The 21,133-nt window shown below is 58.0% G+C and carries 23 protein-coding genes; 12 read left to right on the forward strand and 11 right to left on the reverse strand.

The window, feature by feature from the left end; all coding sequences use genetic code 11:
* The first annotated feature begins 99 nt into the window (after nucleotides 1-99).
* Nucleotides 100-822, forward strand: a complete 723-nt coding sequence (locus AUC61_RS26565) for a methyl-accepting chemotaxis protein (protein WP_422765021.1) — start codon at nucleotides 100-102, stop codon at nucleotides 820-822.
* A gap of 204 nt (nucleotides 823-1,026) precedes the next feature.
* Here AUC61_RS26565 and AUC61_RS03920 read toward each other — a convergent pair whose 3' ends face one another.
* The 3 genes from AUC61_RS03920 to AUC61_RS03930 form a co-directional block, all read right to left on the reverse strand.
* Nucleotides 1,027-1,671, reverse strand: a complete 645-nt coding sequence (locus AUC61_RS03920; protein ID WP_243244542.1) for a LysE family translocator — start codon at nucleotides 1,669-1,671, stop codon at nucleotides 1,027-1,029.
* Between the two features lie 88 nt (nucleotides 1,672-1,759).
* Nucleotides 1,760-2,275, reverse strand: coding sequence for a BRO family protein (locus AUC61_RS03925; protein WP_243244543.1), 516 nt, complete (start codon nucleotides 2,273-2,275; stop codon nucleotides 1,760-1,762).
* A 494-nt stretch (nucleotides 2,276-2,769) separates the two neighbouring features.
* Nucleotides 2,770-4,263, reverse strand: coding sequence for a YifB family Mg chelatase-like AAA ATPase (locus tag AUC61_RS03930; RefSeq protein WP_243244544.1), 1,494 nt, complete (start codon nucleotides 4,261-4,263; stop codon nucleotides 2,770-2,772).
* A gap of 1,135 nt (nucleotides 4,264-5,398) precedes the next feature.
* Between AUC61_RS03930 and AUC61_RS03940 the strand changes: the two genes are divergently transcribed.
* The 4 genes from AUC61_RS03940 to AUC61_RS03955 all read left to right on the forward strand — a co-directional run bounded on the left by AUC61_RS03940 (nucleotide 5,399) and on the right by AUC61_RS03955 (nucleotide 10,128).
* Nucleotides 5,399-5,920, forward strand: a complete 522-nt coding sequence (locus AUC61_RS03940) for a nuclear transport factor 2 family protein (RefSeq protein ID WP_243244545.1) — start codon at nucleotides 5,399-5,401, stop codon at nucleotides 5,918-5,920.
* Nucleotides 5,921-6,025: 105 nt separating this feature from the next.
* Nucleotides 6,026-6,526, forward strand: a complete 501-nt coding sequence (locus AUC61_RS03945; RefSeq protein WP_243244546.1) for a sigma-70 family RNA polymerase sigma factor — start codon at nucleotides 6,026-6,028, stop codon at nucleotides 6,524-6,526.
* Complete coding sequence (locus tag AUC61_RS03950; RefSeq protein WP_243244547.1) at nucleotides 6,523-7,521, forward strand: FecR domain-containing protein; 999 nt, start codon at nucleotides 6,523-6,525, stop codon at nucleotides 7,519-7,521. Before AUC61_RS03945 ends, AUC61_RS03950 begins: the two co-directional genes overlap by 4 nt.
* Before the next feature lie 90 nt (nucleotides 7,522-7,611).
* The gene (locus AUC61_RS03955) at nucleotides 7,612-10,128 is read left to right on the forward strand and encodes a TonB-dependent siderophore receptor (RefSeq protein WP_243244548.1); all 2,517 of its coding nucleotides are present in this window, start codon (nucleotides 7,612-7,614) and stop codon (nucleotides 10,126-10,128) included.
* Between the two features lie 46 nt (nucleotides 10,129-10,174).
* On the opposite strand, the gene AUC61_RS03960 is transcribed toward AUC61_RS03955, so the two are convergent.
* Nucleotides 10,175-10,636, reverse strand: a complete 462-nt coding sequence (locus AUC61_RS03960; RefSeq protein WP_243244549.1) for an Lrp/AsnC family transcriptional regulator — start codon at nucleotides 10,634-10,636, stop codon at nucleotides 10,175-10,177.
* A 136-nt stretch (nucleotides 10,637-10,772) separates the two neighbouring features.
* Between AUC61_RS03960 and AUC61_RS03965 the strand changes: the two genes are divergently transcribed.
* Nucleotides 10,773-11,822, forward strand: coding sequence for a PLP-dependent cysteine synthase family protein (locus AUC61_RS03965; RefSeq protein WP_243244551.1), 1,050 nt, complete (start codon nucleotides 10,773-10,775; stop codon nucleotides 11,820-11,822).
* A 173-nt stretch (nucleotides 11,823-11,995) separates the two neighbouring features.
* Here the strand turns inward: AUC61_RS03965 and AUC61_RS03970 are convergent, their stop codons facing one another.
* A complete protein-coding gene (locus tag AUC61_RS03970; protein ID WP_027899842.1) occupies nucleotides 11,996-12,259 on the reverse strand; it encodes an accessory factor UbiK family protein in 264 nt (87 codons plus the stop codon).
* A 418-nt stretch (nucleotides 12,260-12,677) separates the two neighbouring features.
* Here AUC61_RS03970 and glnK point away from each other — a divergent pair, with 418 nt between their 5' ends.
* The 4 genes from glnK to sutA all read left to right on the forward strand — a co-directional run bounded on the left by glnK (nucleotide 12,678) and on the right by sutA (nucleotide 15,483).
* On the forward strand, nucleotides 12,678-13,016 hold the full coding sequence (glnK, locus tag AUC61_RS03975; protein WP_002555808.1) for a P-II family nitrogen regulator: 339 nt from the start codon (nucleotides 12,678-12,680) through the stop codon (nucleotides 13,014-13,016).
* A 32-nt stretch (nucleotides 13,017-13,048) separates the two neighbouring features.
* A complete protein-coding gene (locus AUC61_RS03980; protein WP_087271566.1) occupies nucleotides 13,049-14,386 on the forward strand; it encodes an ammonium transporter in 1,338 nt (445 codons plus the stop codon).
* Between the two features lie 244 nt (nucleotides 14,387-14,630).
* Nucleotides 14,631-15,056 carry a secondary thiamine-phosphate synthase enzyme YjbQ gene (locus tag AUC61_RS03985; protein ID WP_122667311.1) on the forward strand — a complete coding sequence of 142 codons (426 nt, stop codon included), beginning with the start codon at nucleotides 14,631-14,633 and terminating at the stop codon, nucleotides 15,054-15,056.
* A gap of 100 nt (nucleotides 15,057-15,156) precedes the next feature.
* Nucleotides 15,157-15,483 (forward strand): transcriptional regulator SutA, encoded by a 327-nt coding sequence (gene sutA / locus AUC61_RS03990; RefSeq protein ID WP_243244553.1) that lies wholly within the window; start codon nucleotides 15,157-15,159, stop codon nucleotides 15,481-15,483.
* A gap of 235 nt (nucleotides 15,484-15,718) precedes the next feature.
* Here sutA and AUC61_RS03995 read toward each other — a convergent pair whose 3' ends face one another.
* From AUC61_RS03995 to lptM, 6 genes are read right to left on the reverse strand one after another with little or no spacing between them, the layout of a single operon-like run.
* A complete protein-coding gene (locus tag AUC61_RS03995; RefSeq protein WP_243244554.1) occupies nucleotides 15,719-16,411 on the reverse strand; it encodes an HAD family hydrolase in 693 nt (230 codons plus the stop codon).
* A complete protein-coding gene (xerC, locus tag AUC61_RS04000; protein ID WP_122667308.1) occupies nucleotides 16,404-17,303 on the reverse strand; it encodes a tyrosine recombinase XerC in 900 nt (299 codons plus the stop codon). Before xerC ends, AUC61_RS03995 begins: the two co-directional genes overlap by 8 nt.
* Nucleotides 17,304-17,305: 2 nt before the next feature.
* On the reverse strand, nucleotides 17,306-18,040 hold the full coding sequence (locus AUC61_RS04005) for a DUF484 family protein (RefSeq protein WP_243244555.1): 735 nt from the start codon (nucleotides 18,038-18,040) through the stop codon (nucleotides 17,306-17,308).
* A 13-nt stretch (nucleotides 18,041-18,053) separates the two neighbouring features.
* The gene (gene dapF, locus AUC61_RS04010; protein ID WP_243244557.1) at nucleotides 18,054-18,884 is read right to left on the reverse strand and encodes a diaminopimelate epimerase; all 831 of its coding nucleotides are present in this window, start codon (nucleotides 18,882-18,884) and stop codon (nucleotides 18,054-18,056) included.
* Nucleotides 18,885-18,887: 3 nt separating this feature from the next.
* Entirely contained in the window at nucleotides 18,888-20,135 is a 1,248-nt protein-coding gene (gene lysA / locus AUC61_RS04015) for a diaminopimelate decarboxylase (RefSeq protein WP_243244558.1), read from the reverse strand.
* A gap of 9 nt (nucleotides 20,136-20,144) precedes the next feature.
* Entirely contained in the window at nucleotides 20,145-20,291 is a 147-nt protein-coding gene (lptM, locus tag AUC61_RS04020) for an LPS translocon maturation chaperone LptM (protein WP_049827215.1), read from the reverse strand.
* A gap of 238 nt (nucleotides 20,292-20,529) precedes the next feature.
* Here lptM and cyaY point away from each other — a divergent pair, with 238 nt between their 5' ends.
* Entirely contained in the window at nucleotides 20,530-20,862 is a 333-nt protein-coding gene (cyaY, locus tag AUC61_RS04025; RefSeq protein ID WP_122667304.1) for an iron donor protein CyaY, read from the forward strand.
* Between the two features lie 2 nt (nucleotides 20,863-20,864).
* Nucleotides 20,865-21,110, forward strand: a complete 246-nt coding sequence (locus AUC61_RS04030; protein ID WP_243244559.1) for a DUF1289 domain-containing protein — start codon at nucleotides 20,865-20,867, stop codon at nucleotides 21,108-21,110.
* The last annotated feature ends 23 nt before the right edge of the window (nucleotides 21,111-21,133 follow it).

A 21,133-nucleotide genomic window follows, 5' to 3' on the forward strand; every position in this document is an offset into this window, starting at 1 on the left:
ACGGCCGCCCAACAAGTCAGCAGCCGCGCGCATGAATTGTCCGGCCTCTCTGGTGGCGCTTATCGCGGCATGGAGCAGCAATCGGGTGAAATCGTCAGCATGGCGGGCGCGGTAGAAGAGTTCAGCGCCACCTCGCTGAACATTGCCGACAACATGGGCAACACCGAACGTCTGGCTCAGGAAAATGCTCAGCAGACCCGTATCGGTCGCGCCTCGATGCAAGAAGCATCGTCCTCCCTGGAGCAGATCGCCGCCTCGATCAACAGCACCGCGGCGGTCATCAACACGTTGGGGCAACGCTCTCAGGAAATCGGCAGCATCGTCGGCGTGATCACCTCGATTGCCGACCAGACAAACTTGCTGGCCCTTAACGCCGCTATTGAAGCAGCACGGGCGGGCGAACAAGGTCGTGGCTTCGCAGTGGTTGCTGACGAAGTGCGTAGCCTGGCAACGCGTACCCGGGATGCGACCAACGAAATCTCCGGGATGATCACCAGCATCCAGCAAGAGACCGGCAACGCTATCTCAACCATGCAGCAGGGCAATGCCCAGATGCAGGAAGGCCTGGCGCGCAACGCCAAAGTGGCTGCTGCGCTGGCGCAGATCGACGAGCAAAGCCGCTCGGCCGGTCAGCAATTCGCTGCGATCACCACCGCGACCCAAGAGCAAAGCAGCACTGCAACCTTACTGAGCAGCAACCTGCAAAGCATCGCCATGGCCAACAGCGAACAACGTGAAGTCGTTTCGCATCTGGCCATTACCGCAGAGGAACTGAACACCCTGGCTGCCGATTTGCGCACCGAGGTTGACCGGTTTCGTTGATTGCCAAGTGACATAAAAAAACGCCCTTCGGGGCGTTTTTTTTTGGCGGTTCAGTATTGCTGACACCGCGCTTTCGCGCCGCAGACATTGGATCTGTAGGAGCTGCCGAAGACTGCGATGGGGGTATATCTGGATAAATGCTTCGCAGCCTTCGGCAGCTCCTACAGGAAATGCATTTCAACGCGAGGGATTGCATGTTGGCCCCTACAGACCAACCGCCCCCCCAACAAACTCCGCATACCCGCTCACCACCACGTACACCGCGAAGTACGCAAAGATCAGCGCCGACGCTATGTAGGTGTACTTCATCAGCTTCTCGCCGATGAGTCGACCGCCCTGGTAGGCAACCGCACACAGCGAAATAGACCACAGCAAACCCGCCGCAAAAAAGCCTGACAGGAATAGACCTGCGCTCGCCACGTCATGCCCTTGTCGCGCAATGATCGCGCCGCCCACAGCCGCAAACCACAAAATGGCACTCGGTGAAGACATTGCCAGCATGATGCCTTTGGAGAACAACGCCAGATTGGTCTTGCCCCACTGCTCACCGCTTTGCTGCATTGTCCCGTCAGTCTTGAAAGCACTGAGCAGCATTTTCACGCTCAAGAAGCACAGCACCAGCGAGCCACCAATCCACAACACCCAGCGCACCGCTTCGAATTGCAACAGAACAGCCATGCCCATCATCGCCAGTACGGCATAGATCAGATCGCCGACGCAGGTACCCAGCCCCAACCAGACGCCCTGAGCAAAACCGCGCTGCATGGCGATATTGATCATTGCCATGTTGGCCAGGCCAATTTCCAGACACAGCGACAGGCTGAGCAGGAAGCCGTTGTTGAATTCCATGAGGGTGTATTCCTGACTTAAGTGCGCGCCACTTTAAGCAGGAGAAAGATGGCCCGCAAGATACAGTCCGCGATACCAACTGTATGGTTTAAGCCAACAACCGTCGCCACCAGGAAGCGGTCTTCCCGGCGCTCTGCCGCGAACGTTCCAGCAATATTTCCGGCATATCGCGCACGCGAATCCACGATTCGTTCTGCCAGTTCAGCAGACTCAGCGTCATGTTGGGCCAATGCATCAAACCCAGCACCGGGCGTTGCGCTGTCGGCACTTGATCACGGTCGCGCAGGGTTTGCACCACGTGATGCTCAAGCCATTCACGCAGCGGCCCGTTGTGAGCGCCGTGCTGGTAGAGCAGCAGAGCGTAGGTCCCGGATTCGCTGATCATCAGCGCTTCCTGCGTCACCCCATAGCGCTCCAGCAAAACGGTTTTACGCTGGTCGGGCGCCAGTTTGCGGGCGCGGTGCTCATCCAGAAAAATCCCCATCAGATAGCCCAGATCGCGCGCGCAGAACCAGACCTGGCCTTCGAGGCAAATGGCGTGCATGTGTTTTTTCTGGCGGATGAAGAGCATGGGGGTGTGGGGTGGGTTAGTGCATGTATTCAAAAGTGCTTCTCCTTGGTTGGAGCCGCCGTTTCTCGTCGCCAAACGATAGGGTGGCAGCTGCATGCGGGTTGGCGAACCGGTAAGGAGCGACCGGCAGACCCGAAGATCTCCCGCATACAGCAGCCATAGCAAAGCACATGCACCAATATGCACGCTTCATATGGTTAGCAGTACTGCTCCTTATCCAGATCGCCAAATCCAGTAGCTGAATATTCAGCCGGGAAGGAGGGTAATCCGGTGAAGCGCACACGGCTGTCGGCGCAAGGCACTGTTGACCTGTGGATAACTCCGCTGACGCTGTAGGAAGCCGACCCTGTGGAAAACTTATGCCTTGCCCAAAGCCTGATGTGCGACGTAAATCTCCTGTGGGACTGGCTTTAGCCGGGAAGAGGCCGGGGCAGACGCTGAATCTTTATCTGCCGAACTACCGCCTTCCCGGCTAAAGCCGGTCCCACGACATCACACTATCCAAACTCGCGGCGCCATCCTGCTGATCAACCACTCGCCGGTCGATACTGCAACGCCTCCGCCACATGACTGCGATTAATCGCATCCACCTGCTCCAGATCAGCCAGCGTTCTTGCCACTTTGAGCAACCGATGCGCCGAGCGCAGCGACAAGGTCAATCGCTCACAGGCCGTTTCAAGCCAGGCTTCGTCCTCACGGGTTAACCCGCAATGCTTGCGGAGCCCAGGCATATCCAGAAACGCGTTGGCACATCCCTGACGTCGGTTCTGGCGATCCCTTGCTTTGGCAACCACGGCCGCAGCGCTGGCAGTGGTTTCACCGCTTTGCACGGCAGGATTGAGTGCTGTGGTTTCTCGGGCGACGGTCAGGTGCAGGTCGATCCGATCCAGCAAAGGTCCCGACAGCTTGTTGCGATAACGCTGGATCTGCTCTGTCGAACAACGGCACCTCCCGGTGGGCTCGCCAAGATATCCACAAGGGCAGGGATTCATGGCGGCCACCAACTGAAACCGCGCCGGAAACCGCACCCGATCCCGCGCTCGGGAGATCACGATATGGCCCGATTCCAGCGGCTCGCGAAGCACCTCCAACACGCGCCGATCAAACTCCGGCAACTCATCCAGAAACAAAACGCCGTGATGGGCGAGGGTGATTTCACCGGGCTGCGGCCGACTGCCACCGCCGACCAGTGCCGGGCCGGATGCTGAGTGATGGGGTTGTCGAAACGGTCGCTGCGGCCAACAGGTAAGCGGGATCTGGCTGGCCACCGACTGAATGGCCGCCACCTCCAGCGCTTCGTACTCATCCAGCGGCGGCAGCAAACCCGGCAAGCGGCTGGCGAGCAGGGTTTTGCCGGTGCCGGGTGGGCCGCTAAAAAGTAGATTGTGCGCGCCAGCAGCGGCAATGATCAGCGCCCGTTTCGCAGCAGTCTGGCCTTGGACTTCGCTAAGGTCCGGGTAAGGCTTGGGCTGATGCAAAAGCCCGCTGGACTGGTACGGCGTGATGGGCGTCTGCCCGTTGAAATGCGCCACCAGCTCCAACAGATGATTGACCGCGATCACCCGCAAGCCCGACGCCAGACACGCCTCTTCGGCATTCACTGCCGGAATGATCAGCGTCCGCTGAGCAGCGCGAGCCGCCAACGCAGCTGGCAGCACACCCTGAATCGGACGAATCGCACCCGATAGGGCTAGCTCGCCAAGGCATTCGACATCCTGCAACGCCACCAATGGCACCTGACCGCTGGCAGCCAGCAAACCCAGAGCAATGGCCAGATCGAACCGGCCACCGTCCTTGGGCAGATCCGCCGGAGCGAGGTTGAGCGTGATACGCCGATCCGGAAACTTCAGCCCGGAATTAATAATCGCACTGCGCACCCGATCCTTGCTTTCGCGCACCGCGCCTTCCGGCAAACCCACCAGCGTCAGCGCAGGCAGTCCGTTGGCGAGGTGCGCTTCGACCGTCACAGCAGGTGCCTCAACGCCCACTTGGGCACGACTATGAACAATGGCCAGAGACATGATTCTTCCTTGAAAAAGCGATCCTCGCATCCTGCGACATCGGGCCGAGCTTTGAAGGAATGAATGGTTGCGGGGTGTTAATGACATTCACCAAGCGCTATGGCACTTGCAGGGCAGACGGAAGCCAGAGCCCCCCCAGAAACGAGTAGGCCCCGCAGAGCGGGGCCGTACTTAACCTGGACTCATCACCGTTTCAGAATCCCGGGAGTGGAGTGATCAGGGCAGCGAGGTGAATATATTCAACAATCATGGTTCAGTCAAACGCTAAGACGGGAGCCTCATTCAAGTTGATTTGGCGGGCGTCAGTAGCTGAAATTTCCCGCACGACGGGAGGAAACGGCTGAGTACTTGTCGCGTCTATCAGGGGATAACATGACCAACCTGCTCATCAACGTTTGCCCTGCAACCACAAGGACCTCTCCCTCAAAATGATATGGAAGACGCTGGAATCAAAGCTATCAGCGCCACGGATGTCGAGATATCTGCAGGGCCATAGAGGTGTTGAGTCTAGAGCAGCTGAAGCCTATCTGCACAACATGAGGATTGCTGAGTCGCTGGTATCTGTATTTCACGTACTTGAAGTGTCCCTGCGTAATGGGATTCAAAAAGAGATGGCTATTCATTACGGGCGGGATGATTGGTACGGAGCCTGGGCAGATTGCGGAGATGTAGCGTTGGAGAGGCTTTACCATAAGGTCAGAGAGGCTGAAGTCAACTTGACTCAGAGATATCTTGCTAAAACCCCCGATAATGTCGTTTCGGAACTCAGCTTCGGCTTTTGGACCGCGATGTTCAACAGAGCTAGCATCAACAAGCTCTCCAAACCACTAATGAAAGTGTTTTATTACTGTCCGAAAGCGGCTAAGCGGCCAGAATTGATACGTGCACGCTTAAATCATGGACGCAGTTTACGTAACAGGTGCTTTCACCATGAACCTTTGCTGTGGCAACCACTTCTTCAACTCCATCACGACGTATCAGAAGTCGTGCAGTGGATTGATCCTGCCTTGTCCAATTGGCTGAAAACTCATGACAGGTTTCCTGACACCCTATCCAATTGGCGGCAGTGGGCAACTAGCCTATAAATTCAATAAAGTGTGACGTCTACGCACCACTCACAAAAAGACGATCAGAGATGCCAACCCCAGCCCAAGCCATCAAACACTACATTCTCGCCAAAGACGGCAATCGCCCGCACTTGCTACGCCAGGCGTTCGCAAGCGACGCCACGCTGGAGATGGTTGTCCACACAGGGAGCATTTCTTTCCCGCCCAAGGTTGAGGGGCGTGACGGCATCGCGGAGGTGCTGGTCCGGCGTTTCGGGCAGAGCTATGAAAACGTCTACACCTTCTGCATGGGTGAGCCGCCAGCCGACGGAGCTAGCGAGTACCACTGCAAGTGGCTGGTGGGGATGTCGGACAAGGCCACCGGGGACCTACGTTTTGGTTGCGGGCGATATGACTGGCAGTTCGATTCCGGATTAACCACGCATCTGACTATCACCATCGAGCAGATGCTAGTCTGCCCGGCAGTGGAGCTGGAGCCGGTGATGGATTGGTTGCAACAGGTCAGTTATCCGTGGTGCCCAACCGGGCAGTTGATGTCCGCACCATCACTGGCCAGCATCGAAACCGTCCTGCAATACCTGAGGACATAAGGCACACGCGGCGGGCGTTTCATCCCTAAGCAGTTGCAAATTGTGCAGCGCTTTAACACAATGCGACTCATTATCATTTACACCGCGCTGGGATGGCGCGCCGCGATGCCCTCTCATCACGCCACATTGCGCACGCTCTACATCGATCATCACGGTTGGCTGAATACCTGGCTGCGCAGCAAGCTGGGCAATGCAGCCGATGCCGCCGATCTGGCGCAGGACACATTCGTCAGGCTGCTCAATCGTCATGAAATGCTGGAGCTGAAAGCCCCGCGGGCGTTTCTGCGCACGGTCGCCAAAGGGATCGTCATTGACCATTGGCGACGCGAAGAGTTGGAGCGCGCTTACCTGGAAGCCCTCGCACATATGCCTAGCAACGAGTCCCCTTCGCCCGAGTCTCGGGAATTGGTTTTCGAGTTGCTGGAGAGCATTGCGAAAATGCTCGATGGCTTGAAACCCAAGGTCCGTCAGGCGTTTCTGCTGGCTCAGTGTGAAGGCCTGCCTTACAAGCAGATTGCCGAACGAATGGGCGTGTCGTTGCGCTCGGTAGAACGCTATGTCGCCGACGCGCTTTATCACTGCTATCTGTTGCGGTATTCAGCGTGAGCGGTGCCTCTGTTCATGCGCGATCGCAAGAGCCTTCGCCGCAGATCGTAAAACAGGCGATTCAATGGTCAGTGCGCCTGAACAGCCAGGGACATGACCCTCGACTGCGCGAGCAATGTGAGCAGTGGCGCGTTGCGCATGCGGACCACGAATGCGCCTGGCAGCGTATCCAGGCCTTGAACGGCGAACTCAACAGCCGCTTTCAGAATCTGCCCGCGCCGGGCGCAGCACTGGAAGCACTGGAAAACAGCGCTCAGCGCCTGGGGCGCAGACAAGCGCTGAAGCTGCTGTCCGGTCTGGTCGTGGTGGGTTCCAGTGCCTGGCTGTCGCGCGAAGTCATGCCTTGGCCGCAATGGAGCGCAGATTTCGCTACCCACGTGGGTCAACGTGGACGATATCAACTGCTGGATGGCTCCAGCCTGCAACTGAACACAGACAGTGCAGTGGATCAGGACTTCAACGCCGAACGCCGCCTGATCACTCTTGATAGAGGCGAGATTCTGCTGGGATGTGGTGCCGACGTGAAAAGTCCAACTCGCAGGCCGCTGCTCGTCCAGAGCCGCCACGGGTTGTTCGAGGGTCTGCATGGACGCTTCGTCGTCAGGCAGTATCAAGACCAGACTCGCATCAGCGTACTAGAGGGCCAATCGATCATCCGCTCCCCGGTCGCATCCCCCATTACTGTCGGCGCCGGGCAACATTACCTGGTGTCGTCTCGCGAAGCGGTTCAGTTGCCCGAGCTCAACATGGATGCCGGGGCGTGGAGCGAAGGCCTGATCGTGACCCGCAACATGCGTCTCAGAGACTTGCTCACCGAGGTAGGGACCTATCGTCACGGTCATCTCGGTTGCGCTGACGACGTCGCCGACCTGCGCCTTTCTGGTGTTTTCCGACTGGAAGACACCGACAAACTGCTCTCGGTCATTACCCAGACCCTGCCTGTGCAACTGCGGTATCGCACGCGCTGGTGGGTCACGCTGCAGCGCCAGGCCTGATGTCTCGAATTTTTTTGGCGGGTTTTGCCTGCAGGTCCGGCTTAGAGGACAGCACCACCGTTCTCTTAACTGACCTTCACGGAATCGCCCATGACCCGGCCTCAAGGTAAATCGCAATCGAACCCGCAAAACGTCGCCGTTGATGCTTGCGCAACACACCTCACCACGGCTGTTCGCGCGGCATTGATTTGCCTGGCCTTGGGCGCCACTACGCTGCCTTTCGCAGTTCAGGCTCAGGACGGCGCGGCACCAGCAGGCGCCATGCGTAGCTATTCCATTGCAGCAGGGTCATTGGGCGAAGCGCTGAACCAGTTTGCCCGGCAAGCGGGTATCACATTGGCCGCCACGCCAGCGCAAACAGCCGGCAAGCAGTCGCCAGGTTTGCAAGGCAGCTATGCCCCGGATCAGGCCTTGAGCGTGTTGCTCGGTAATAACAACCTGCAAGCTGTCACTCAGGATGGCAGCAGTTATGTGCTGCGCGAAACGACGGGTGAAGCGCTGGCCTTACCCAGCACAGACATTCGAGGCTTTGCTCTGGGTAATGCTCTGGGCAGCATGGAAGGCTATAACGCTACTCATAGCCAGATCGCGACTAAAACCAGTACGTCCTTGCTGGAAACCTCGCAGTCAGTCTCGGTCGTCACCCGCCAGCAAATGGATGATCAAGGCTCACAAACCGTGTCGCAGGCCATGCGTTATACACCGGGCGTGCTGACCAACCCCTACGGTGCAACTCACCGCTACGACTACGTTGCCATGCGTGGTTTCAACGACGGGTCTGTGGATAACATTTACCTGGACGGCCTCAAGTCCATGGGCGATAGCGGCACCTACAGCACCATGCAGGTTGATCCGTACTTTCTGGAGCGGGTCGACATCCTCAAAGGCCCGTCATCGGTCCTTTACGGGCGCAGTTCGCCGGGCGGCCTGGTGGCGTTGACCAGTAAAAAACCCCTGTATGAGCCGTACCATCAGGTTCAGGCCACGGTGGGTACCCAAGGCCAGCGCGGCGTGGGGTTTGATTTCAGCGGGCCTGTGGATGAAGACAAGCGAATCGCCTATCGTCTGACCGGGCTTGTGGATAAGTCAGATACCCAGTTCGATCACGTCGAGGAGAAACGCTATGCGCTGGCTCCTACCGTCAGCATCGACTTCAGTGAGGACACATCGCTGACCCTTCAGGCCTATCTGCAACACGATCCTGAAGGCGGCTATCACGGTGGCGTGCCAGCCAGCGGCAGTTTGCATCAACGCAACGGGCAGCGTTTTTCCGAGCACTTCTTCGACGGCGAGCCGGGCGTGGATGGATACAGCCGCGACCAACAGTCCTTTGGGTACCAGTTCGAGCACCGCTTCAACGATGTCTTTACCGCCAGACAGAACTTCCGCTACCTGGACTCGAAGGTGAAGAACGATCAGATTTACGCCTACGACTGGACGACGCCCACCAGTAACGAACTGACGCGCTACTACTCCGGCGGCGACGAACGCCTGCACGCGTTTATCGTCGATAACATGCTGCAGGCGGAGTTCTTCACTGGTTCGGCCAAGCACACGACGCTATTGGGTGTTGACTACCAGCGGCGCAAAACCATGGTGGACTGGACCAGCGGTTCAGTCGCATCGCTCAATGGGTTCGACCCGGTCTATGGCAACTCAGCGATCAGCTACTTCAGCCCCACCAGTTACGAGCGCCGCCTGGAGCAAACCGGCGTTTATGCACAGGACTTGATCGAACTGGACAAGTGGCGCTTCTCTCTGGGCCTGCGTCAGGACTGGGTAGAGACCTCCGAGGAAAACCGGATAGCAGAAGTCGGGCGTCCAGAAGGTACCGAAGTCAGTGACAAGCGCACCAAACTCACCGGTCGAGCTGGCGTGTTGTATCTGTTCGATAACGGAATTGCGCCCTACCTGAGCTATTCCGAGTCGTTTAATCCGAACTCGTATGCAGACAGCGAGGGTAACCCGCTGGCGCCGACCGATGGCACCCAATGGGAAGCGGGCATCAAGTATCAACCGCCCGGAACGGACAACCTGTTCACCGCTTCGGTTTTCCGTATTGATCAGGAGAACCTTGCCTCCAAGCTCCCTCAGGAGAACTTCTACCGCCCTATTGGCGCAGTGCGCTCGCAGGGTCTGGAGCTTGAGGGGCATATGCAGCTAACCGCTAACTTCAAAGTGTTGGGCAGCTACACCCTGACTGACATTGAATACTCCAAATCAATGATCAGCACGTTGAGCACAGCCACCAACATTATCGAAAACAAAGGCAACTCACCGACACAAGCGCCCAAGCACATGGCATCGCTCTGGGGGGATTACGCGTTCAACAGCGGCGCGCTGGATGGATTGCGCCTGGGTGCTGGGGTTCGCTACGTCGGCTATAGCTGGGCAGATGCAGAGAACACCATGAAGGTGCCGTCATACACCCTGTTCGATGCCTCGGTCGGCTACGACCTGAGCAAAGTCGGGCTCAAAGGCGTGGACGTGCGCGTGAACGCAAACAACCTGACCAACGAGTCCTACGTCGCCTCCTGTGCAAGCCTGAGCTACTGCTATCTGGGCGAAGAGCGTAATGTCAGCGCCACGGTCAGCTACAACTTCTAACTGTCGTTGAGGCACGATCAGCCTGTTCACTATTCAGCGAACAGGCTCAGCCGCGAGGCAACGGCAGCGCCGTGGTGTATTTCAGCTGCTCCATGGCGAAGCTGGAGGTAATGGTCGAAAGTCCTTCAGTGCTGCTGATCAGCTTTTTATAAAAGCGGTCGTAGGCAGCCATGTCGCTGACCACCAGCCGCAGCATGTAGTCCCATTCGCCTGCCATCCGATAAAACTCCATGACCTCTTCGTACTGCATGACGGTTTGGGCAAATTGCTCAAGCCACTGGGTGTCGTGGCGCTGGGTCTTGAGCTGAACGAAAACCGACAATCCCAGCCCCAGTTTTTCTGGGTCCAGGAGCGCGACTCTGGATTTGATGTACCCGGCCTCTTCGAGCTTTTTGACTCGTTTCCAGCAGGGAGTTGTCGAGAGGTTGACGGCCTCAGCCAGATCCTTGAGCACAGTGGAAGCATCGCGCTGCAAAATGCTGAGAATGTGACGATCAAAACTGTCCATTTTTCAAACCAGTCCATATGGAGAATATTTTTCTATAGATTAGCTATCTGCGTAGAACGAAAGGAAATTAATTTTCTGAGCGATCAGTAACATTTGCCCTCGAGAATAGATGTGTTTTTGCCGAGGCGCAGAAGTGATGAATGACTGGATTCGTACCGCGATCAAAACCCTTGCCTGCGATCAGCAGCGCTCTGCGGATACGCACATGCTCAAGCTGGATGTTCCGGCGTTGAACAACATCGATATCTATATCAAAGACGAAAGCACTCACCCCAGCGGCAGCCTGAAACATCGTCTGGCGCGCTCGTTGTTTCTTCACGCGATCTGCAGCGGCAACATTTGCCAGGGCACGCATGTGGTGGAAGCATCTTCCGGCAGTACGGCGGTATCGGAGGCTTACTTCGCAAAACTGCTGGGATTGCCGTTCACGGCGGTCATGCCGCGCCATACCGCGAGCAGGAAAATTCAGCAGGTTGAGCTGCTCGGCGGGCGCTGCCACTTCGTGGAGCAATCCTGCGACATGTACCCGGAGGCGGAACGCCTGGCTCGGCTCGACAATGGTCATTACATGGATCAGTTCACCTACGCAGAACGGGCGACGGACTGGCGGGGCAATAACAACATCGCTGACAGTATTTTCGATCAACTGAGTGGCGAGGAGCACCCTATCCCGACAGCGATTGTGATGAGCGCGGGCACCGGCGGGACTTCAGCAACCATCGGCCGTTTTATTCGCTACAAAGGCCATGACACGAAGTTGATCGTCGTGGACCCGGAGAACTCGGTGTTCTACGACAGCTACCGCAGCGGTGATAAAAACCTGACCAGCCTGAAGGGCAGCCGTATCGAGGGCATTGGGCGACCCCGGGTAGAGGCTTCGTTTTTGCCGGGAGTCATTGACGACATGCTGCAGGTTCCAGATGCAGCGAGCATCGCCACCCTCGGCTGGCTGGAAAAACGTCTAGGGAAAAAGCCGGGCGGTTCCACAGGGACCAACGTCTGGGGCGCACTGACCGTAGCGCTGCAAATGCAGGAGCAAGGCTTGAAGGGGTCGGTGGTGACGCTGATGTGCGACAGCGGCGAGCGCTATCTGGACACCTATTACGACCCCGAATGGGTCGCCCGCACCATCGGTGACCTTTCGCCGTATACGAAACAGCTGGAGAGGTTGCTGATAGCTCGATGAGTTCCAGTTCGCGAGGCATGCACCGTTTCGGGGACTCGCAGTAGCAGATACACCTCGTCCCTGTGGGAGCGGATTTATCCGCGAAGGCTCCATTCCTGACGACGAAAATGCTGTGAATGGACTGGCCCTTTCGCGAATGAATTCGCTCCTACCGAGGTTACCCAGCCCCTTAACTACTCACCCACAGGCGGGTTCAGCTTCGCTTCCATCTCTGCAACTTTCGCCTCCAGTGCTTCAAGGCGGGCACGAGTGCGGGCGAGGACGGCCATCTGGCTGTCGAACTCCTCACGGCTGACCAGATCCAGTTTGCTGAAGCCGCTTTGCAGAAGGGCCTTGAACTGGGTTTCGAATTCGTTACGCGGGATCGGCGTTTCGCCATTGAACAAGCGCGAGGCGTGCCCGCTCAGGGCATCGAGAAAAGCTTTGGGCGCGAGCATGTCTACCTCCGGTTTCAGATGGGCGGCAGTGTAGCACGGAGCGTCTATAGTCATTTCTAGCGACGGCGGGCGCACGATAATGGCGCACCAGCGCGTGCACGAACGCACTTTAGTTGTGCGCCGACACGCCTCGCGGGGCGGTCCCGGTGCCTGAAACAGGGATCAAGAGCCTGTATTCAATGAAAAATCAGGAGATGGCAAGCTTTCTGCTTAGTCGCTGATGACCCATGCACTGATGCAGTCGCGTTGACGATTACAGTGCGGCAGGCGGAGCGGGGAATGTTTCGTCAAAAGCGGTTTTCTGGGGTTGGTCGGACCTCCTTCAGGCGACCGATGCGTTACAAAGCCAGGCACTGCGCTTAGACTTGAGTCGGGTTTGTTTTCCTGGGGCAAGTCCACCAATTCGGGAGAAAGTTTCATGAAGCTAGTCACTGCCATCATCAAGCCGTTCAAATTGGACGACGTGCGCGAGTCGCTGTCCGAAATCGGCGTGCAGGGCATCACCGTTACTGAAGTCAAAGGCTTCGGACGTCAGAAAGGCCACACCGAGTTGTATCGCGGTGCGGAATACGTAGTCGACTTCCTTCCCAAGGTGAAGATCGATGTTGCCATTGACGATAAGGATCTGGATCGCGTTATCGAGGCGATAACCAAAGCCGCCAACACCGGCAAGATTGGTGACGGCAAGATCTTTGTAGTGAATCTGGAACAGGCTATTCGCATCCGTACCGGCGAAACCGATACCGACGCAATCTAAGCCGCCAACCCAACGCCCCAGGAGAAAACAATATGACTCTGCGTCAATTCGCAGGGCTAGGAGCCCTGTTGTCCCTCGTAACCCCTGGCTTGGCCATGGCGGCAGACGAAGTGGCAGCCCCAGTCCTCAACTCAGGCGACACCGCCTGGATGCTGACTGCAACAGCCTTGGTGCTGTTCATGACCATTCCCGGCCTCGCGCTGTTCTACGGCGGTATGGTCCGTTCTAAAAACATTCTTTCTGTGATGATGCAGTGCTTCGCTATCACTGGTTTGATCAGCATCTTGTGGGTCGTCTACGGCTACAGCATTGCGTTCGATACCACCGGTATGGAAGAAGGCGTCGTCAACTTCAACTCGTTCTTCGGCGGCATGGGCAAAGCGTTCCTGGCAGGCGTCACGCCAGCCAGCATCACTGGCGCTGCGGCTCTGTTCCCTGAAGCGGTGTTCATCACCTTCCAGATGACCTTCGCCATCATCACCCCAGCCCTGATCGTCGGCGCTTTCGCAGAACGCATGAAGTTCTCCGCAATGCTGATCTTCATGGCTATCTGGTTCACCCTGGTCTACGCGCCAATCGCGCACATGGTCTGGGGCGGCGTCGGCGGCCTGATGTGGGACTGGGGCGTTCTGGACTTCGCAGGCGGCACCGTTGTTCACATCAACGCAGGTGTAGCCGGTCTGGTAGCGTGCCTGGTACTTGGCAAGCGTAAAGGCTTCCCTACTACTCCAATGGCACCGCACAACCTGGGTTACACCCTGGTCGGCGCAGCAATGCTCTGGATTGGCTGGTTCGGTTTCAACGCCGGTTCCGCCGCGGCTGCCAACGGCACCGCAGGCATGGCGATGCTGGTTACTCAGATCGCTACCGCCGCTGCCGCACTGAGCTGGATGTTCGCCGAGTGGCTGACCCACGGTAAGCCAAGCGCACTGGGTATCGCTTCGGGTGTTGTTGCCGGTCTGGTTGCAATCACTCCGGCCGCTGGCACTGTAGGCCCGATGGGTGCTCTGATCATCGGTCTGGCTGCAGGCGTGATCTGCTTCTTCTGCGCCACCAGCCTCAAGCGCAAGCTGGGCTACGACGACTCCCTGGATGCTTTCGGCGTTCACGGCATCGGCGGCATCGTCGGCGCAATCCTGACCGGCGTGTTCGCAGCCCCTGCTCTGGGCGGCTTCGGCACTGTGACTGACATCGCAGCTCAAGTCTGGATTCAGTTCAAAGGCGTGGCGTTCACCGTCGTTTACACAGCGATCGTGACCTTCATCATCCTCAAGGTGCTGGACGCGGTCATGGGCCTGCGTGTCACCGAAGAGGAAGAAGCTGTCGGCCTCGACCTTGCGCAACACAACGAGCGTGGCTACAACTTGTAAGCCACTGTAAAAAAATGCCCGGTTTACCGGGCATTTTTTTGTCTGGAGTTTGTCGATACATTGCCCGGCGAAAACTGCTCAACCGATACAAGAGCAGCATTACAAGGGGCATTCCTGACAGTTTGCAGAGATACCCGCCATGTCGGCGAGCAAGCGTTGATGGCTTACACAAAAGACGGATTATTGCGCGCTTTGCTTTTTCTTCCAGCGCGTTAGAATGCGCGCCGAATATGCGGAGAACTGTATGTGGCAACAAACCAGAATTACCCTGCGGGCAAGGCCACGCGGGTTTCATCTGGTAACCGATGAAATTCTTGCAGGCTTGCCCGAGCTGCGAGAGTGTCGAGTCGGGTTGCTGCATTTGTGGCTGCAGCATACCTCGGCTTCGTTGACCATCAACGAGAACGCCGACCCGGCTGTGCGTCGTGACTTCGAGCGCTTTTTCAACCGTCTGGTGCCACAAGGCACCCACGGCTTTGAACATGAAGACGAAGGCCCTGACGATCTGCCGGCGCATTTCAAGGCCAGTTTGCTAGGCTGCCAGTTGGTTTTGCCGGTCTCGGCAGGTCGATTGGCGCTGGGCACCTGGCAAGGTGTTTATCTGGGTGAGCACCGTGATGCTGGCGGTGCTCGCAACGTCCTCGCCACCCTTCAAGGTGAACAGGCCTAACCGCTGTTTTGCAGCGGATGTTGAATTTTTTCCGGCAGCATTCGAAAACGTACGCAGCTGGGCTATAACTAATCTGCTTTCGCAAGTCATGAGGTAGAACATGAGCGACGACGACAACGACGATCTGGTTGATGATCTGGAAGGTGAAGAGGACGGTGAGGAGCTTGCAGCTGCTCCCGAAGAAGATGGCGCTGAAGCCGATGACGGTGCGGAAGCTTCGGCAACCCCAACCAAAGGTAAAGCCAAGGCTGCTGTCTCGGTTGATGAACTGCCTAGCGTAGAAGCCAAAAACAAAGAGCGTGATGCTCTGGCTCGCGCCATGGAAGAGTTCCTCGCCCGTGGTGGCAAGGTGCAGGAAGTGGAGGCCAATGTGGTCGCCGATCCGCCCAAGAAGCCTGATAACAAATACGGTAGCCGCCCTATCTAAGGGTGTCTGATGCCGGATGAAAAAAGCCCGCTGTCGCTGCGGGCTTTTTTTTGGGTAAAAATTTTCCGCTGGTTCGGGCCTGACGCGGCCCTGTGGGACTGATGATGACTGTGGGAGCGGTGCTTGGTCTGGGCGGCATTCCGACGATAAGGCTGCACGCGGTTCACTTTAGATCGCGTCCAGCCTTATCGCGGGCAAGCACCGCTCCCACAGTCATCACAAGCCTCAACATCACCTACACCCAGCGACTCAACACATCCGGCAACTGCGTCAGGCTGCGGATCTCGGCATCCGGCAGTTGGTCTGCCTCCCACAGCTTACCCGCCGGGTTGTACCAGATCGCACGCATACCGGCTTGCTGGGCGCCACCGATGTCATCGCCCGGGTGATCGCCAATATGCACTGCCGCACCCGCATCGACGTTGGCACGCTTGAGCGCTTCCAGAAACGGGGCAGGGTCGGGTTTGCCGATCCCCAGGTCTTCAGCACACAGCGCGAAGGCGAAATAATCGGCCAGCCCCAGACGACGCACATCGGCATTGCCGTTGGTAATCACCCCCAGAGTGAAGGTCTTGGCAAGAATCTCCAGGGTCGGGTGGACCTCCGGGAATATCTCGACCTGATGCCTGCCATGCAGGAACACTTCAAAAGCCTGATCCGCCAGAGCCTGAGCTTCAGCTGAGGCATAACCGGCATCCTCCAGCGCATGGAACAGCACACGCCGCCGCAAGGCGCTGATGCGGTGCTTGAAGGTCGGATCAGCGTCCACAAGGCGCGCACGAATTTCCCACAAGTGCTCCACCGGGACCGGGCCAAGCTTTGGCGCGTTGGCAGCCAGCCAGTCACGCAGTATGGCTTCGGCGCTGACGATAGCCGGGGCGGTATGCCACAGGGTGTCATCAAGGTCGAAGGTGATCAGCTTAATCATGGTCAGAACCTTTACGTTTGGCCCGCGGATGGGCGCTGTCGTAGACCGACGCCAGATGCTGGAAATCCAGGTGGGTGTAAATCTGCGTGGTCTTGATGTCGGCGTGCCCAAGCAACTCCTGCACAGCGCGCAAGTCCTGGGATGACTCCAGCAGATGGCTCGCAAACGAGTGGCGCAACATGTGCGGGTGCAGGTTCTGCCCTAACTCGCGCTCGCCTACGGCTTTGACCCGTTTCTGAATCGCGCGAGGGCCGAGACGTCTGCCTTGCTGGCTGATGAATACCGCATCATCTTCAGGGTTGGCCAGGGCACGTAGCGCAATCCACGCGTGCAGCGCCTCACGGGCCTTCTTGCCTACCGGCAGGACACGGGTCTTGCTGCCTTTACCGAGCACCTGCACCAGACCTTCGCTCAGGTCCAACTGCTCCATGTTCAAGCTGGTCAGCTCGGACAGCCGCAGCCCTGAAGAATAGAACAACTCCAGAATGGCCTGATCGCGATGAGCCAGAAAGTCATCTTCAACACCGCCATCCAGCAGTTGCAGGGCGCGATCGGTATCAAGTGTCTTTGGCAAGCGACGCTCACCTTTGGGAGGCGACAGGCCGTTGGCCGGATCGTGCTCGCAGATGCCTTCACGATTAAGGTAGTGATAAAGCCCGCGCACCGCCGAGAGCAGGCGCGACAGGCTGCGCGAGGATTGGCCCTGCTGATGCTGCCGGGCGATCAGGCTGCGCAGATGCTGGATGTCCAGCGCGGCCCAACTGCTCAGCTGTTGCTTCTCGCAGTACGCCAACACCTTGTTGAGGTCACGGCGATAAGCTTCGAGCGTGTGAGGCGACACTTGGCGCTCACTGCGCAAATGAGTGCAGTAAGCGTCCAGCTGTCGCTCCATCATTAGCGAACCGAGCGTAAGGAGTGGGTGAAGCGCGGCAGTAGACGACTCAGCACATCGGCGATGTAGTTGAGGAACAGGGTGCCCACCGAACTCTTGTAATGCTGCGGATCGCGACTGCCGATGGCCAGCACGCCATGCAGGCCGAGATGGTTGAGGGTCACCACGGCGGTGGAGCCAACTTCCTTGCCTTGCTCGGCGCCGAACAGAAAGGTCAACTCGTGCTCACGCAGGGCACCACACACTGTCTTGTCGCCAATCAGGCCACCAATGGTCTTTTGCGCGTCGACACTGCTGACCCAACGGCCGACCGGCATAGCATTGTCACTGAACAGAATCAAACTGACGAAGGGCACCTGGAAGTCCTGACGCAGGCTGTCTTCTACAGCAATCACGATTTCTTCAAGGCTGGCGGCATCCATCAGCGCGAGGTTCAGGCGGCGGGTCTTGTCGAATAGCCGGTCGTTATCGCGAGCAACGTCCATCAGTTGCGACAAACGATGGCGCATCTCGATGTTGCGCTCGCGCAGCAGCTTGAGCTGACGCTCAACCAACGAGACAGTATCGCCGCGCTGATGCGGGATGCGCATCGACACCAGTAATTCGTCGTGCTCGGCAAAGAAATCGGGACGGTCGAGCAGGTAAGCGATGATCGCCTCTGCTTCAAGGTTTGGCGCTGCGCTATCGACCGGCGATTCGCTAGGCTTGTCGGTTGAAGTCTGAGGCTTGTCAGTCATCGCTTTTGCTCACTCATAGACGAACTTGGCCTTCATATACGCGGACCGCAGGACCGGTCATCAGCACCGGATGACCAGGACCAGCCCATTCGATGGACAATCGACCGCCCGGCAGATCGATCAGCAGTGGCGAATCCATCCAGCCCTGGCTGATCGCCGCGACCGCTGCCGCACACGCACCGGTGCCACAGGCCTGGGTTTCTCCGGCTCCGCGCTCCCAGACGCGCAACTGCGCACGCTGGCGATCAACGACGTAGAGAAAGCCTACGTTGACCCGCGCCGGAAAGCGCGGGTGGTGTTCAATCTTCGGACCCAGCGCATGCACCGGCGCGTTGTTGATGTCGTCCACACGCAACACCGCATGCGGGTTACCCATGGAGACCGCAGCCAGCTCAACCGTTTGCCCATCAACATCAAGGCTGTAGCTCAACGCCTGCTCACTGGCCTGGAACGGAATGTCCGCCGGGACCAGCCGTGGCGGCCCCATATCGACGCTGATCTGGCCGTCATTGCGGATTTCCAGCTCGATAATTCCGCTTTTGGTTTCTACCTTGATCAGGCGCTTGGCGGTCAGACGCTTGTCCAGCACGAAGCGGGCAAAGCAGCGCGCACCATTGCCACACTGCTCGACTTCGGAGCCATCAGAGTTGAAGATCCGATAACGGAAATCGACATCCGGATTGGTCGGTGTTTCGACCAGCAACAGCTGATCGAAGCCAACGCCGGTATGCCGATCACCCCATTGTTTGGCGTGCTTGGGCAGAATATGGGCGTGCTGACTGACCAGGTCCAAAACCATGAAGTCGTTGCCCAGGCCATGCATCTTGGTAAAACGCAGCAGCATGGGTTACTCCGGCAGCAGGCTTTCGCCAGCAAACAGCTCGGCCACGGTCTCGCGGCGGCGTACTTCGAAAGCCTGCGAGCCGTCGACCAACACTTCAGCGGTACGGCCGCGAGTGTTGTAGTTCGAGCTCATGACAAAACCATAGGCACCGGCCGAATGCACAGCCAGCAGATCACCTTCAGCCAAAGCCAGTTCGCGGCCTTTGGCCAGGAAGTCACCGGTTTCGCAGATAGGACCGACAATATCGTAAGTGCGAGGGGCGCTGTCACGCGGGCGAACGGCAGTCACGTCCATCCAGGCCTGATACAGCGCCGGGCGGATCAGGTCGTTCATCGCCGCGTCGACGATAGCGAAATCCTTGTGCTCGGTGTGCTTGAGGTACTCGACTTGAGTCAGCAGCACGCCAGCGTTGGCGACGATAAACCGGCCGGGTTCGAAAACCAGCGACAGGTCACGACCTTCCATGCGCTCACGGACCGCCGTGATGTAATCGGAAGCCAGCGGTGGCTCCTCATCGCGGTAACGCACGCCAAGACCGCCACCCAGATCGATGTGACGCAGCAGAATGCCGCAATCGCCAAGACGATCCACGAGGGCAAGCAGACGATCCAGAGCGTCAATGAACGGCTCCAGCGTGGTCAGCTGTGAACCGATGTGGCAATCGACGCCGACCACTTCCAGGTTCGGCAACTGCGCAGCGCGCACGTAGACATCTTCGGCGTCTGCGATGGCGATGCCGAACTTGTTTTCTTTGAGGCCTGTGGAGATGTACGGGTGCGTACCTGCGTCGACGTCCGGGTTGACGCGCAGCGAGACAGGCGCACGCACGCCCATTTCAGCGGCTACGATCTGCAGACGCTCAAGCTCGTCAGTGGATTCGACATTGAAGCAGTGCACGCCGACTTCCAGCGCACGGCGCATATCATCACGGGTCTTGCCGACACCGGAAAAAACAATCTTGTCGGCCTGGCCGCCAGCAGCGAGTACACGCTCCAGTTCGCCACGGGACACGATGTCAAAGCCCGAACCCATACGCGCCAGAACGTTGAGCACACCCAGGTTTGAGTTGGCTTTTACAGCAAAGCAGACCAGATGCGGCATGCCGCTCAGTGCATCTGCATAGGCGTTATATTGCGCTTCAATGTGAGCGCGGGAGTAGACGTAGGTCGGCGTGCCGAAGCGCTCGGCAATGGCAGACAACGCTACACCTTCCGCGAACAGTTCACCGTCGCGGTAGTTGAAGGCGTCCATGGAATACCCTTAAAGATGCTTGTGCGATTGCGACTTGGCTTGGTCGTCGGAAGACTTCTGGTCATCCGGCAGGTACAACGGGCCTTTCTGGCCACAGGCAGTAACGAGGCAAGCGACCGCGACAAGCGCAGCAAGCGAAGAGATCAGGCGCTTCATGGCGAAATCCTTTGTAAAAGCAGTAATTGCGCCCGAGTATACCGGCCACCCATCGGCTTGCCTACGTGGCGGTCCTCCCGTCCGGCGGGGCTTTGACGCAACGCTGCCGAATTGCAGCCAACAAAGCGGATTATTGGCGTCTGTACGGGTCGTTGGGCGGGTATGCTTTGCATTTGCCTTTAAGCGACCGTATCTTGCGTCGCTGCGCAAACAGCCGACACTTTTTGAGGTTCCCCCCATGAGTTTGACCGAAGCCCGTTTTCACGACCTGGTGGATGCCACCCAGCAAGCGCTGGAAGATATTTTCGATGAGAGTGGCCTGGACCTGGACATCGAAAACTCGGCGGGCGTGCTGACCGTCAAGTTCGAAAATGGCACTCAGTTGATCTTCAGCCGCCAGGAACCGCTGCGCCAGCTGTGGCTGGCAGCACGCTCGGGTGGTTTCCACTTCGACTATGACGAAGAAGAAAAGCGCTGGAGCTGCGACACCAGCGATGAGCTGCTGAGCGAAATGCTTGCGCGCCTTACGCTGGATCAGGCGGGCGCAGAGCTCGATTTCGACGAGATTTGATCGTGACCGCCAACACCGCATCAGTTCGCCCGCCAAAGCCGCTGTACAGCAATGTCAGCCCGGCGGTGCCTTCGCCTTGCATCAGCCTGTGTCGACTGGACGAGCAGAAAGTCTGCCTGGGTTGCTTCCGCCATGTGGAAGACATCCGTGAGTGGCGCTCGGCGGACGATAATCGTCGCCGACAGATTCGCGCGAACGCGGACCAACGCCGGGCAGTCGCTGATTCAAATCAGGCTCCCGACGCATAACAGCCCACCATGGCTGTGTCGGG

This window comes from Pseudomonas maioricensis (genome assembly GCF_022790535.1).
In the GTDB taxonomy this organism is placed as follows: Bacteria; Pseudomonadota; Gammaproteobacteria; order Pseudomonadales; family Pseudomonadaceae; genus Aquipseudomonas; species Aquipseudomonas maioricensis.